The 13,879-nt window shown below is 51.4% G+C and carries 9 protein-coding genes; 7 read left to right on the top strand and 2 right to left on the bottom strand.

All coding sequences use genetic code 11. From position 1 onward, the window contains the following. Window positions 1-202 precede the first annotated feature (202 nt). Entirely contained in the window at window positions 203-1,282 is a 1,080-nt protein-coding gene (locus AB4124_RS07255) for a copper amine oxidase N-terminal domain-containing protein (protein WP_441972040.1), read from the bottom strand. A gap of 903 nt (window positions 1,283-2,185) precedes the next feature. Between AB4124_RS07255 and vgb(C) the strand changes: the two genes are divergently transcribed. The 3 genes from vgb(C) (at window position 2,186) to AB4124_RS07270 (ending at window position 7,841) form a co-directional block, all read left to right on the top strand. After that, window positions 2,186-3,076: a streptogramin B lyase Vgb(C) gene (gene vgb(C), locus AB4124_RS07260; RefSeq protein ID WP_441972042.1), complete on the top strand. Its 891-nt coding sequence runs from the start codon at window positions 2,186-2,188 to the stop codon at window positions 3,074-3,076. A gap of 161 nt (window positions 3,077-3,237) precedes the next feature. Further along, the gene (locus AB4124_RS07265) at window positions 3,238-4,884 is read left to right on the top strand and encodes an SWIM zinc finger family protein (RefSeq protein WP_441972043.1); all 1,647 of its coding nucleotides are present in this window, start codon (window positions 3,238-3,240) and stop codon (window positions 4,882-4,884) included. Next, window positions 4,881-7,841, top strand: coding sequence for a DEAD/DEAH box helicase (locus AB4124_RS07270; protein ID WP_441972045.1), 2,961 nt, complete (start codon window positions 4,881-4,883; stop codon window positions 7,839-7,841). Before AB4124_RS07265 ends, AB4124_RS07270 begins: the two co-directional genes overlap by 4 nt. 789 nt (window positions 7,842-8,630) lie before the next feature. Here AB4124_RS07270 and AB4124_RS07275 read toward each other — a convergent pair. Further along, window positions 8,631-9,470 (bottom strand): helix-turn-helix transcriptional regulator, encoded by an 840-nt coding sequence (locus tag AB4124_RS07275; protein ID WP_441972047.1) that lies wholly within the window; start codon window positions 9,468-9,470, stop codon window positions 8,631-8,633. A 135-nt stretch (window positions 9,471-9,605) separates the two neighbouring features. Here AB4124_RS07275 and fabF point away from each other — a divergent pair, with 135 nt between their 5' ends. The 4 genes from fabF (at window position 9,606) to AB4124_RS07295 (ending at window position 13,753) form a co-directional block, all read left to right on the top strand. Further along, a complete protein-coding gene (gene fabF, locus AB4124_RS07280) occupies window positions 9,606-10,847 on the top strand; it encodes a beta-ketoacyl-ACP synthase II (protein WP_441972049.1) in 1,242 nt (413 codons plus the stop codon). Window positions 10,848-11,048: 201 nt separating this feature from the next. After that, a complete protein-coding gene (locus AB4124_RS07285; RefSeq protein WP_076322425.1) occupies window positions 11,049-11,561 on the top strand; it encodes an RNA polymerase sigma factor in 513 nt (170 codons plus the stop codon). After that, window positions 11,561-12,442, top strand: coding sequence for a DUF3298 domain-containing protein (locus tag AB4124_RS07290; RefSeq protein ID WP_441972051.1), 882 nt, complete (start codon window positions 11,561-11,563; stop codon window positions 12,440-12,442). The genes AB4124_RS07285 and AB4124_RS07290 overlap by 1 nt, the downstream gene beginning before the upstream one ends. A 195-nt stretch (window positions 12,443-12,637) precedes the next feature. Then, window positions 12,638-13,753, top strand: a complete 1,116-nt coding sequence (locus AB4124_RS07295; RefSeq protein ID WP_441972052.1) for a stalk domain-containing protein — start codon at window positions 12,638-12,640, stop codon at window positions 13,751-13,753. The last annotated feature ends 126 nt before the right edge of the window (window positions 13,754-13,879 follow it).

The following is a 13,879-nucleotide window of genomic DNA, read 5'->3' on the forward strand; positions in this document are numbered from 1 at the left end:
TCTCTCTGGTTCCTTTTTGGAGAGTGTGGAGGAAATAAATGGGATGGACTGGACATTAAAAAAGCAAAAAAAGGGCGCCGTAGCACCCTTTTGATTAGCGAAGCACATCATTCTATCAAGATTTATGCTTCTAGTCCATGTTCATAACGTCTTATCAGATATGCGTTTATATGTAGATCTAAAGTTCCACATCAATAAACCGTTACTTCCCCCATTCTTCCAGACTACTATATTCAATGCTATCCACCACAAATCGGTTCAACTTTTCTTGAAATCGGTATGTTATATGGAGATCGCCAGCGAAGCCGGCAGGGCTGATGCTTCCCGCAGCTTCCGTAACAAGCTGGCCTTCCGCTAGTTTGTGTCTGACGACGGCCCCGAAGCCAACCTTATCATATAGGTAGCTTTTATCCTTGGAATCATCCTCGATCCTTTCGACATACTCCTTCCCGTCGATCAAAAGTTTGATCACAAAGTGGTCTGCATACTTCTCAATGTTGGATTGCACATGGCTCGATACCGCCTGTTCCAATGATTCGATAGGAATTTCCTTCAGAGTCTCGGCGTCGACTACATGCATCTCCCCCATGTAAAGACCCGTGCCGGTCCCGTTCACATAGAACACCACAACTTCCGGCTTGCCATCGCCTGTAACATCCTGATATTGAATGACGGGTTTACGCATACCATCTCCGCCGTTCCAGTCCTTAAAGACCTGCTTCCTTCCTTCGACCTCGACCACCATTCCTTCATATCTGCCGTATTTCGTTGCGCTTACCGGATACAGCTTCACATCCCGGTTCTCCTCAGCCGTCGACACGTCAACCTCCGGTGTATAGATGTAGACCATCCCGGCCTTTGTATCCAAGCTTACCTGTGCACCATACAGCTCCGCCATCCATCGAGCAGGAACCATGACGCGCCCATCCTTTAGTTGAGCGGGAACAGACAAGGTGTAGATCTTCCCCTTTCCCTTGGCTTCCTTGCTCCCCATCTTTAGGGTGACTTGATCGGTGCCTGTGTTGACAGTTAGCGTTTTGTTCTTGTTATTCCAGCGGAGGTGCATAGGCTTCAAATATTCCCTCACCGTGTTCAAAGGGACCAGCGCCGTACCATTCACGATGACAGGTTTAACGTCCATCGTGACAACATAATGATTAACATTTAATCCCAATTCCTTCTTGTGCCCAGCCTCAGCCTGAGCCTGTACCATCGAGCTTAACAGCATTGTGGCCGCTATTGCGCCGCTTGCCGCCAGTTTTGTCCATTTCTGGGTTGTCATGTCTTTAAATCTCCTTAGCTGAAAATATGAATCCTTATACACTTTAACGCATCGTGACCGGGATTGGTTAGTCCATATCAACAAATAATGAAAATACTTCCTCTGTCGTCCCCTTCCTGCAGAGCCTCCAAGAATTTGCCCCATCTTATGTAAAAACATAAGTACGATCCTTCTGTTATGTTAGAATCGGATATGATTGTTATATTATGGAATATAATGAGTTCAAATTGGTTATGATGCCGGTGCCAGGAAGGTCCTGTTCGGAAAATGTTGAAGGGAGGTGGGCTGTATGGTGGGGAGTTCCATGTTTAGTTTATGGCCTATGTTGATATTAATCATAAACGGACTTTTTAAGCTGCTTGGTTTGTATGCATTGTATCTGCTTATTAAATTTTTGATTCGTGCCATAACAGCTGTCGAGCTTTATATCGATGAGAAAAGAAACCGACGGTTGTGAATGTAAACTTCAGATCATTTAGGATTGAAACTACTGAATCTCCTGTGGTAAAGTCTAGGCAACCAGAAATGAAAGGGTGAACCAAAAGCCGATGATCAACTAATCCTGTCCCAAACATTGGAAAAACACTTCGATATGAGGTTTTTCGGGATAGGATTCGTGCGGCTTTTTTTATATGTGACGGGTAGATGCTTGAAGCTTCTTTATTCATGAAGCCGGTATCTTCTTTTGTCCGTATTCAGCCTCCTATTCCGAAATCTCGGAGTGGGAGGCTTTTTTATTTAAAAACCTAATATGAGAGGATGGATCATCCATGACAGCACCGAATCCAGGAGAACCTTACGAATTCCAGGAAACCGGAACGTGAGACTTGGATACGCTTAGACAAATGAAGAATCCGTCTTAAAGCATTCCTAACAACTTTCTATACAGGGAGGCATGTTTGCATGCAGATCATAACACAGGAGTACAAGACAGCAAATCGGGAGTCGGGACCTTATGGTATTACGACAGGACAAGATGGGACCATATGGTTCACGGAACAAAAAGGGAACCGGATCGGACGGCTCATCAAGAATGGGGATATGCGCACGTTCGAAGTGCCGACTCCGGATGCCGGGGTCATGTCCATCCTATCTCCCCATACCGGTGACCTCTGGTTCACGGAGTACAAAGCGAATAAAATCGGAAGAATGACAGTGGAAGGAACATTTACGGAATTCGAACTACCTGAAGCCAACTCGTCTCCTTACGGCCTGACGGAAGGTCCGGATGGAGGCATATGGTTCACCGAGCTAACCGGCAACCGAATCGGAAATATAACGCCGGCAGGCGTTATCGCGGAATATGACTTACCATGCAAAGGGGCGTACCCTTCCTATATTACAGCCGGTCCGGACGGCGCGTTGTGGTTTACGGAAAACCAGAACAACTGCATCGGACGGATTACGGTGGACGGAGAGATTACCGAATTCCGCATTCCAACAGAGCAATCCGGCCCGGTCGGCATCACGGCAGGTGCCGATGGCGCCCTATGGTTTGTTCAAATCAACGGCAATCAAATCGGTCGGATCACAACGGCCGGGGAATTCACTGAATTCAAGCTCCCGTCCGGGAATGCCAGACCCCATGCCATCACGGCGGGGGTTTGCGAAGATCTATGGTTTACGGAATGGGGAGCCAATCAAATCGGACGAATTACCTGTAACGGGGACATTACCGAGTACCCGATCCCTACCCCCTCCGCGGAACCACATGGCATTACCGTGGATTCCGGCGGCGAGGTCTGGTTCGCCGAGGAATGCGATCAGATCGGACGGTTTACGATTCAATATTAGGCTTAGGATGCCAACATATTGCTCCACCCATAAAAAAGCCCGTTCAGCAGCCTGTTGCCGGGCTTTTCCAGTGCAAAGCTGTCCCGGCTTGTTTCTTCATCTATGCGAATATGATAGATTAAATGGATACTTAGAATTATTTCTCTTAGGAGAGTCCAATAATGAACCCAAACCAAACGTTAAATGATATACAGTGGCAGACGCTCATTCAACAAACCGCCGGTTACTTCAGCGATTTGACTATTAAACGGGGGTTTCAATATTACAAGCAAGGTCGTGTTCACACAAGCGATTTGACAGAGGCTTCCGGGATAATTGAGGCTGCCGTTGATGGAACGGAAACTTACCGTATCCAGCTCCATCTTCATTCGCTGAGTGACAGCACATGCAGTTGTCCCGTTAATGAAGGTTGCAAGCATATGGTGGCTGTTCTGCTTGACTATGCTCAGCTTCAGGGTCGTTCCATTCACGCCCTAGTTAATGCCCATTCCACCACGTATGCTTCCACCTCTTCGTATGACCGAAGCGAGTCCGGCTTCAGCCCAGCGCAAGAACGGCCGTCTGCCGGAGCATCAAAATGGAGAGTCAAGGCGGACCATTTGCCCGAGCTGCCGATCTCCGCATGGCATGAGCTGTTCGAAGTTTGCACGGCTTCGCTGGGAGCTAATACGCAGAACTCGTTTTACGCCAAAAATGCACTGGCCTCCCTCCATCACATCAAACCGCCGATGCCGCCGGAAATGGGATCATTATACGAGCTTCATGCTCATCTCTTTATTCTCGAGAAGCTGGTCAAGCAGCCCGCTAGTGCCTGGAATTCTTCCGGATCCTACATCGGCTATCATACGCAGGTAGCAGCGGATCATATCCTGGCCAGAATCGAGCGCATCTTCCATGAAGGGCTTGAGAGCAGCGAACATGGAGAGGCATTCAAGCAGCGACTGACTGAGACCATTTCGCATGTCCGGCGGAGCATGCTGAGCGAGCCGCGGAACCGCAAATTTTACGCCCAGGTCTATATGCAGCTCTGGATGTACTGGATCTATCCGTTTGCCAAAAAGGACAACAGCTTAATCCAGGCGGAGTTAGAGCAGTTACAGGCAGCCGAAGCCGAATTCGGCAGCACCCTCTCGCGTGCCTCGTGGTATATGGCGCAGGGCTTAATGTCCTTCTACCTCGGACAAGACAAAACGTCTTGGAGCCTGATCAAGGAAGCAGACAAGGTTAGCAGTCTGTCCCCGGCTTCCGTCCTGGGCTTCTTCGACATGCTGCATTCCTGGCAACAATGGGAACGCTTGGCTCACTGGCTCCCGGAGATCGGCCCGCTGCTTGGCAGTCACCGCAACGAGCATCTCAGCAGCTATCAGTTCTATTGGGATGCCGTCATAGAGCACTTGCCCGAGGAGGCTGAACAGATGTGGAGCAGTCTTGCCGACATGCTTCCTTATGCGAAGGACATCTATCAGAATGCCTTGATCACGCACGGCAGATGGCGGGAATGGATCGACTACCAATTAAGCACAGGCCGGGAGCCGCTGGAGCTCCGGGTCAGCGAGCTCGCGCCGATTGAGAAGAATGCGCCCGAGCTGCTGCTGCCTTTTTACCATCAGGCCGTCGAGCGGTACATCCTTCATAAGAACCGAGCCGGCTATAAAGCAGCGGTCAAGCTGCTCAAACGGTTGGCCAAGCTATATAAAAAGCTCAAGCAGCAGGAGCGCTGGGATCTGTTCATTATCTCATTGTCCGTACGAAACAGCCGGCTTCGTGCATTCCAGGAAGAGCTGCGGAGAGGAAAGCTGATATCATGAGCAGACACACAGAAACCATCACTGTCCACATGGCGTTAAGCGAATACGGAGATGCCGTCATATACGGCTCTACCGTCATGCGGGGTTACGTGTCCGGACAATACCTGAAGCACCGTTTATTTGCGTGGCACGAAGCTTCCTTCTACGGAACAGAGCTCACCGTTCAATCCGTTCAGGATATGGAAGTGATCATCCTACCTTCCGAGCAGGTCATACCGTTTTTTGCGGATGGACGACTGCTCGAGCATATTGAATGGGTATGGGACGAGGATTGTCTTCCCTTCATTGAAATTGCTCCTTCGCTGGCAGCTTGCATTCAGGACAAGCAATACGCGCCCAGCTTGAGTGCCTTCAAATCAGGCAAGCTGCAATGGATTTGGGATCCGGAGGCGTTCACAGCGGAAGAGTTGTCCCGTCTTTCCCTGCTGAATGCAGACGAGATATGGAATGAGGGCTTACGGGCGGCGTTCTCTGCCGCCGTTCAAGATCAGTGTTACGGCAGCGAAGAGGCGGCGGCTGACCTGCGCAGAGAATACCCTCTTCTCTTCTCGCCGAACCGCACGGCAGCCGAAGGCATGGACGACAAGTCATGGCTGATCGCCATCGGATGGCGGCCGGATACCGCTCCATTCCGACCGCTGCTGCAATTGTTGGAGCCTGACGAAGAAGAAGCCGCATGGCGCCTTCGGCTTGTATTGCAAGACAAGCAAGACGCTGCATCGCTTGCAGCCGTTCGTCTGGCTGAAGATGGGCAGGCATATGGATCATGGCCGGAGACATGGACACCCCATATCAAGGAGCGGTCCCCCGGCTGGCTCCAAGGTTTGCAGGCAGCACTGCCGGCAAGGGTGCTTCACGCTCCAGCTGAAGACGCACTCGGTACGCCTCTGTCCGACGAGGCCGCATGGCAGTTCCTGACCGTTGACAGCCAGCGGCTGCTCCAGTCAGGTTGGCTGGTCCTGCTGCCCGCTTGGTGGGAAGCCGCCAGCAAGAAGAAGCCCAAGCTGCGGGCGAAGGTACGCTCGGGCGAGGGTGAGAACGCCGAGCGAAGCAGCGGCGGTTCCCTGTTCGGCTTGGATGCGCTGGTCAATTTCGATTGGCGCATTGCCATCGGCGAAGCTACCCTTTCCGAAGCGGAATTCGCGGAGCTTGTTGCCCGGAACGAACGGCTGGTACGGTTCCGGGGCCAGTGGATTCCGCTGGATCCCGCTCTGGTCGCCCAAATCCGCCAGATGATGGCGGGCGTAGATCGTGAGGAAGGCCTATCGTTCCAGGATATTCTGCACCTGCATCTGCTCGGGAACAACGATGAGTCAGGGCAGACTCAGCAGGATGCTGAGGAAGCGCGGGACCCGGAACGGATCAAGCTTGAGGTGGAGCTAAACGAGCACCTCGTGAAGCTTATCGGCCAGCTTGGCCGACAAAGCGAATGGCCGAACCTTCCTGTCCCGGCTGGGCTGAAGGCCGAGCTGCGGACTTATCAGCATGACGGCTTTGCCTGGCTTGCCTTTTTGCGGCGTTACGGGCTTGGGGCATGCCTTGCCGATGACATGGGTCTTGGCAAAACCGTGCAGTTTATCGCCTACCTGCTGCACGTGAAGGAGACGGCGATGCAGCGTGAAGAGCGACGCCTCCCTTCTCTGCTGATCTGTCCCACCTCGGTGCTGGGCAATTGGCAGAAGGAGCTTGAACGGTTTGCCCCGTCGCTCCAGGTCATGCTTCACTACGGCGGCAAACGAAGCAGCAGCGAGGATTTCTATAAAGAGGCTTACCAAGCCGATATTATCCTTACTTCCTATGCGACGGCCACGCTCGATCAAGAAATGTTAAGAGACATGAAGTGGGAAGCGATCGGCATCGACGAGGCCCAAAATATCAAAAATGCCGACACCAAGCAATCCGCCGCCGTGCGAAGTTTCCCGGCAAAGCATCGCGTTGCCTTAACCGGCACACCGATTGAGAACCGGCTGTCTGAATTGTGGTCCATCTATGACTTCATCAATCCTGGATATCTCGGCAGCCTGCGCGCGTTCAATCTCCGGTTCATCCAAGCCATCGAAAAAGACAAGAGCGAACAGCGCACGGCTGATCTGCAGAAGCTGATCAAGCCCTTCATGCTTCGACGCAAGAAGAAGGATCCTGCAATTCAGCTCGACCTGCCGGACAAAAACGAGATGAAGACCTATATCCATCTCACAGCTGAGCAAGGTGCGCTTTACGATCAAACCGTGAACAGCCTGCTGGAACGCATGCAAAAGCTCGAGGGCATCGAGCGCAAAGGGGCCATCCTGGCAGCTCTTACACAATTCAAGCAGCTCTGCGATCATCCGGCTCTGCTTACGAAGGAGCCGCTTCCGGAATTGCCGGGAGGCGGCGGCTTGCTCGACACCGAAGCTGTCGTCAACCGTTCAGCCAAGCTGGAGCGGCTGCTGTCCATGGTGAAGGAGCTGCGGGAAGAGGGCGAGCGCTGCCTGATCTTCACCCAGTATATCGGTATGGGTGAGATGATGCGGCAGGTGCTCCATCAAGAGCTTGGGGAGCCCGTGCTGTACTTGAACGGCAGCACGCCCAAGCGGACTCGCGACCGCATGATCGAGCAATTCCAATCCCAGACGCTGCCGCCCGAAGAGCAACCGAATGTCATGATTCTCTCGATCAAGGCCGGCGGCGTTGGTCTGAATCTGACCGCGGCGAATCATGTGTTCCATTTCGACCGCTGGTGGAACCCTGCGGTGGAGAATCAGGCTACCGACCGCGCTTATCGGATGGGACAGACCAAGGATGTCCAGGTGTACAAGTTCATCTCCATGGGGACGCTCGAAGAGCGAATCGATGAGATGCTGGAGAGCAAGCAGCAGCTGAGCGATCAGGTGATCTCAAGCAGCGAGGGCTGGATTACCGAGCTGTCCACCGATGAGCTGAAGGATCTCTTCACGCTGCGGCGCGACTGGGCGTAATCGCCGGATCAAGAAGTACACGGATAGGCGACATTCGATGGATCTGCGGCAATTCTTCCTCATAGATCAGAACCTCGATCTGGGCATACGGCCCCAACAGGTGGAGCACAGCGGAATGCCTGTGGAACTCCTAGGCAGCCACCAGGTGTCGCTCTTCAACGACGATATCGTTGAATAGCAGAAAGCCCCGTGTGCGGACACGGGGCTTTTGTTATTTGGAGGAGTTTAATACTTAGAGTAATTTCGTTTTGTTTACGCGCATGAAGCTTGTATAGCTAAGGTTTCTAAAATTCAAACCAGTTGAAGTACTTTGTCTTGGGTAATCCATTTCAACTTGAGGTGCTTTCGCTTACACAGGAAATCCACTCAACTTAAGGTACTCTCGATTACGCAGGTAATCCGGCAGTCTTGAAGTGATTCACTTACAAGGAGAACTCCGATTCAACCGCACAAGATGGCCGGCACCAGAACGTTTGGCAACCTGCTGGTAATTAGGTAGGAGGAGAGTGATTCTTTGTATTAACGGACACAGAATACGCTATTTAAGACAAATTCATCATTTTTAGATACTGAACGGACATAGGATCCGTTATTTGCGCCAAAACAGCATAAAAATGCCGGATATGCGCCCAATAACGGATCTTGTGTCCGCTGCGGTTTAAATTATGGCGTGATCTCATCATATAACGGAACTGGAGTCCGATAGGAACAGCGAGTAGTTGACTACTTCAAGAACAGTAAATGCTGGCGCGGGATCGGTATTTCCGGCCTGCCCCCCACTCCCTCCGCTTACTTCTCCTCCATCAGCTGCCGCAGCTTCGCTTCCGTAGTCGAATCCGGAGCTGGCGTATAAATGCTGCACCGCAGATCATCATTTCCGTACACTTTGAGCGACGTGAGCTCATATACCATTTTTCCGGCCTTGGCATGCCGGAACTCCAGATGTACTTCCGGGGCGTAGCTGACCTGGCTCTGCTCCCACATCCGATTGAAATCGGGATGCCCCTGCTTCATCTCTTCCAGAAAACGGTCATACCACTCATCCTCGACATATTGACCGTAATAGGACCGGAACATCGACAAGAAGCCGCTGGCGAACTGCTCCCAATTTACCGCCAGCCGTTGAAACTCCCTGCGGGTGAAGAGCAGCCGGATCATGTTCCGCTCCTCGGGCGGAATGCGGTCAAAATCCAGGAACACGTATGCAGCCGCACGGTTCCACCCCACGATGTTGCACATCCGATCCGATATCATGACGGGGCAATATTTTAGCTCAGTGATGATTTTTTGCAGGGACGGACTGATCTGCACCGCTTCTTGTTTGACCGTATAAGGCTCCGCCCCGCTCTCCAGCGCCAGCGAATACAGATATCTGCGCTCATCCGCATTTAGCTGAAGCGCATTGGCGATGCAATCCAGCACGGACGACGATACCTGGATGTCGCGCCCCTGCTCGAGCCAGGTGTACCAAGTGGTGCTAACACCCGCCAACTGGGCGACCTCTTCCCTGCGCAAGCCTGGTGTTCTCCGTCTAGTTCCGGGCGGAAGTCCGACCGACTCAGGTGAGATTTTGGCACGCTGCCCTTTCAAGAATGCCGACAACGCTTGCAGCCTAACCTGGGAATTCATTGTACAAGCCCCCTTCACTCATTAAGGATAGCAGTATTTATACTAGGATAAACGGTATCTTGTAATAGGATACTACACGTGACATTATAACCTTAAGATTGACAAGTTATAAAGTCTTAAGGAGGCTGTTTATCCATGGAAAGAGTTGTTATCACCGGTATGGGCGTCATATCGCCGCTGGGCCATGATGTTGAGACGTTCTGGTCCCGGCTTGTTCGGGGAGAGTCCGGTATTACACATATAGAAACAATGGATACATCAAGACAAAAGGTAAACATAGCGGGTGCCGTGAAGGAGTTTGACGCAAACGCGCTGTTTGGCGTTAAGGAAGCTCGGCGTTTGGACCGCTTCTGCCAGTTTGCCTTGGCAGCGGCGGATCAAGCTATAAGTCAGTCGGGACTCGATCTTGATCAGATCGATCATGAACGGATGGGGGTATACGTCGGCTCCGGCATCGGCGGTATTCAAACCTTAATGAATCAGAGCGACACGCTGTCTTCGCGAGGACCCGAGCGGGTAAGCCCTACCCTGGTTCCCATGATGATTCCCAATATGGCGGCCGCGCTCATCAGCATTAAATACAAGGCGCTGGGCTCCACGCTGGCACCGGTTACGGCATGTTCGATCGGCAATACGGCGATCGGCGAGGCATTCTTTAACATCCAAGCCGGCCGGTCCGACATCATCATCGTGGGAGGATCCGAAGCCGCATTGACCGACATCTCGCTAGCCAGCTTCGCGAATGCAACCGCTCTTTCCTCCCGTAACGATGAACCGGGCCGGGCCAGCCGGCCGTTCGATACAGACCGGGATGGATTCGTCATGGCGGAAGGTGCCGGCATCCTCGTTCTGGAATCCCTCTCCCATGCCTTGGGCAGAGGCGCTGAAATTCTGGGCGAGGTCATCGGATACGGCGCCAGCTCGGATGCCTATCATATGGTCGCCACACCGGAGGACGGCAACGGCGCGGCACGGGCGATGAAGCTGGCCCTGACCGAGGCGAACCTCTCTCCAGCCGACGTGGATATCATCAGCGCCCATGCCACAAGCACGGTCATCGGTGACCGTTCGGAGACAGCGGCCATTAAGCAAGTGTTTGGCGAGGAGGCGTATCGCATTCCGGTAACGGCCAACAAGTCGATGACCGGACATATGCTGGGCGCATGCGGCGGCGTGGAGGCCATTGCACTCGTGAAATCTCTGCAAGAAGGCATCATACCGCCGACAATCAATCTGGAGCATCCCGATCCAGCATGCGATTTGGATTATGTACCGAACCAGGCGAGAAACGCCGAGCTCCGGATTGGCATGTCGAATTCCTTTGGCTTCGGCGGACATAATTCGGCGATTGTTATCCAGAAATATGAGCATGAATAACCATGAGTTCCAGACCCCAGTGAAAACTGGGGTCTTTTTCTTGTTGCGATTCTGGAAGAATGGGCTGAATAATGAGACAGAAACACTTTTTTAATTTTTTTTCGCAGAATCAAACTTTTTGCAAGACTCGCACGTCTTGCTTCCGTAAGTCAATTGCAATTGATGGTTACCCGCGCGGGCCCAAAGGAGTGTCATATTTACATGAGTGGCGGCCGGAAGCTTGAGAAGCTTCTTATTCAATGTATAACCGAAAATCAGGACAGCGCCTACCGGCTGGCATACAGCTACGTTAGAAATAAAGAGGATGCCCTCGATATCGTTCAGGACGCGATCCACAAAGCATTTTTATCCATGGAAAAGCTGAAGCAGACGGGTTCAATAAAAAGCTGGTTTTTCCGAATTATTGTAACAACCTCCCTGGATTTCATTAGAAAACAGAAAAAAGTCCATGTCATGGATGACGAGAACCTGGAGGTTATATTACCCGGCAGCCATGACCACTATCCGAATCTGGATCTGGCCCAATCTTTGGAGGAACTACCCGACAAGTATCGGGTCGTCATCATACTCCGATTTTTTGAAGATATGAAGATTGACGAAATTGCCGAAGTGCTCAACGAGAACGTCAGCACGGTGAAAACGAGATTATACCAAGGACTACAGAGACTGCGGGTGAACTTAAGCGAGGAAGATCAAGAGGAGGCACAACGATAATGCATGACAAGCTGAATAGGATGAAAGAGCAGTACGAGAGCACTCCTATTCCTGACGAACTAAGCTCGATTGTCAACAAGACCATAGCAACCAGAAGAAAAAAAAATAGAGCGCTGCCCTGGCTCGCTAGTAGCGCAGCTGCATGCATGCTACTGTTCGCCGGAGTGAATACCAGCCCTGCCTTTGCCCAGGCCATGTCCGATGTGCCGGTTCTGGGCCATATCATCAAGGTGATCACCATCCGTGAATATGCCGAGCAAGACGATAACACGGAAGTGCATATTGAAACACCCGGCATTGCCAACTTAGGAAATACAGAGCTTGAGCAAACCCTGAATAACAAATACCTGGAAGAAAATAAAAAGCTGTATGAGAACTTCAAAGACGAAGTCGCCCTGCTAAATAAAGAAGGCGGCGCCCATCTGAGTCTCGATAGCGGTTATGAAGTGATCACCGACACTGAACAGCTGTTGACACTTTCGCGCTATATTGTCGAATCTGCTGGAAGCTCTGCCGAATCCAGAAAATACGATACGATCGACAAGAAGAACCAGATGGTGATCACGCTGCCAAGTCTGTTCAAGGATGATCGTTATATCCAGGTCATCAGTGACAATATCAAGGAGCAGATGCGCCAGCAGATGCAGAATAATCCGGACAACATCTACTGGGTGGAGCAGCCCGGTGTGGAGTCCGATGTACCGGAGGATCTGTTCCAAACGATCGCCAAGGACCAAAACTTCTACATCAACCAAAACGGCAAACTGGTCATCAGCTTTAATGAATACGATGTTGCACCCGGCTATATGGGCGTCGTGGAATTTACGATCCCAACGGAAGTAATCGCAGACCAGCTCGTCAGCAGCGAATACATCCGATAGATCCGCCGTTCATCACTAGGAATGTTAGATCGTTCTTCCGATCCCTGTTGCCCCCAGATTTTCTTTTGAAATTTTATGGGTCAGTGGAAATCCGGGGACAAAGGGGACCGCTTCGCTTCTCCAGAACGATTCTGCCTTCTCCGTTTCAGATCACAAATTGTAGATATTAAACCCTAAACCTGGAGGTAATATATAATGAAAAAAACAATGAAAACAACAACCCCATTAACTAAAACCCTGGCGGCTGCCGGATTAGCGGGCATCCTTATGATCTCCGCTTCGGGTCTGCCATCCGCTCATGTCCATGCCGAAACCAAAGCTGCAGCGAGCACGAATCGGGTGACCGCTCCAACCGTTGCCCCGCAACTAGTAACATCCAAAACACTGCAATCCAAGGAAAAATGGCTGGAAACCAATATTAAGATCCCTGTATTCCAAGGTCTGACTGACACCAAATATCAAGACCAGTTGAATGACATTATCGAATCCCATGCTTCCAAGGATATGGACAAATGGGAGAAAGAAGCGGCGGAAGCGGCTGCAAATGCACAAAAGAATGGCTATACCATGCACCCTTATCAGCTGACCATTAATTATGAGCTCACATCGGATGGTAAAGACGACAGCTTGATTTCCCTTAAGGTCATCACCGAAGGCATCGGAATGAACAATGGTGATCCTCGTGTGGATACGTACAACTTCACGAACGAAGTCGAAGCCCAGCGCGTGACGCTCGAAGACCTGTTCGGTAAAGATTACACATCCATCGTGGATAAAGCTGTCAAAACCGCGATTGCCGCGGATCAGGACCAATACTTCGCGAACGAAGACGGATTTCAAGGCATAGACGCGGAGCAATCCTTCTATGTCGCGGACGGAATAGCCTATATCGTATTCCAAAAATACAGCATCGCCCCTGGATCCACAGGTACACCGGAATTTGCCATAAAGCTGCCGGGTAAAGGATCAGACAAAAAGCCTGCTGCAGCCGTAGTGAAATCAGGCGCTTATTTCAAAGATAAAAACGGCAAGATCATGGTTCAGGTATCCGTGCTGCGCCAGCTGCAATTCAATGTCAAGTGGAACGGCAAGAGCAAAACCACCGAAATCTCCAAAGGAGCTGTCTGGAGCGCGGTGAAGCTGAACAAGGATGCATACACTTTGGGTAAAATGGCCCCACGTTCGCTGGGCTCGGCTCCTGTAATGAAAAAAGGCCACATCTATGTTCCACTTGCTTTCCTGACAGACGTTCTGAACCTGAAGGCAGATCAAAGCAAGCATGGCCAGATTACGGTGACCGCTGCAAAATAATAGATCCACTCCATTCAAAGCCTGTGCCTCGCACACCATCTTTCCAAAAGCAGGGACAGCACAGCATGCGGTAAAGAAGAGGCCCTCTCCAACACGGAGACGGCCTCTTCTTATTTTCTGTTAGCT

The sequence above is a fragment of the Paenibacillus sp. 2KB_20 genome (assembly GCF_052115765.1).
Classification (GTDB): domain Bacteria; phylum Bacillota; class Bacilli; order Paenibacillales; family Paenibacillaceae; genus Paenibacillus_AQ.

Coding starts and splice junctions, on each gene's coding strand:
- AB4124_RS07255 (WP_441972040.1), bottom strand. CDS start 1,282: ATGACAACCCAGAAATGGACAAAACTGGCGGCAAGCGGCGCAATAGCG.
- AB4124_RS07265 (WP_441972043.1), top strand. CDS start 3,238: ATGAACCCAAACCAAACGTTAAATGATATACAGTGGCAGACGCTCATT.
- AB4124_RS07270 (WP_441972045.1), top strand. CDS start 4,881: ATGAGCAGACACACAGAAACCATCACTGTCCACATGGCGTTAAGCGAA.
- AB4124_RS07275 (WP_441972047.1), bottom strand. CDS start 9,470: ATGAATTCCCAGGTTAGGCTGCAAGCGTTGTCGGCATTCTTGAAAGGG.
- fabF (WP_441972049.1), top strand. CDS start 9,606: ATGGAAAGAGTTGTTATCACCGGTATGGGCGTCATATCGCCGCTGGGC.
- AB4124_RS07285 (WP_076322425.1), top strand. CDS start 11,049: ATGAGTGGCGGCCGGAAGCTTGAGAAGCTTCTTATTCAATGTATAACC.
- AB4124_RS07290 (WP_441972051.1), top strand. CDS start 11,561: ATGCATGACAAGCTGAATAGGATGAAAGAGCAGTACGAGAGCACTCCT.
- AB4124_RS07295 (WP_441972052.1), top strand. CDS start 12,638: ATGAAAAAAACAATGAAAACAACAACCCCATTAACTAAAACCCTGGCG.